The sequence below is a fragment of the Burkholderia sp. BCC1972 genome, from assembly GCF_905339605.1.
Classification (GTDB): domain Bacteria; phylum Pseudomonadota; class Gammaproteobacteria; order Burkholderiales; family Burkholderiaceae; genus Burkholderia.
Genome location: NZ_CAJPGH010000108.1, coordinates 1 through 295, shown reverse-complemented (window position 1 = coordinate 295; position 295 = coordinate 1). Strand labels below are relative to the sequence as shown.

At 62.7% G+C, this 295-nt stretch carries 1 pseudogene; it reads right to left on the bottom strand.

The features are described 5' to 3' along the window. A pseudogene (locus U5798_RS37025) lies at positions 1-295 on the bottom strand (polyamine ABC transporter ATP-binding protein); the annotation flags it as partial.

Genomic DNA, 295 nt, shown 5'->3' with positions numbered 1-295 from the left:
ACGGCCTTCGAACAGGTTGGTGGAGCCGATGAATTCGGCGGAGAAGCGGCTGTTCGGGAACTCGTACACCTCGCCCGGCGCGCCGATTTGCACGATCTTGCCTTCGCTCATCACCGCGAGGCGGCTGGCCATCGTCATTGCCTCTTCCTGGTCGTGCGTGACCATCACGCAGGTCACGTCGACCTTCTCGATGATGTTCACGAGCTCGAGCTGGGTCTTCTGGCGGATCTTCTTGTCGAGCGCGGACATCGGCTCGTCGAGCAGCAGCAGCTTCGGGCGCTTGACCAGCGAGCGC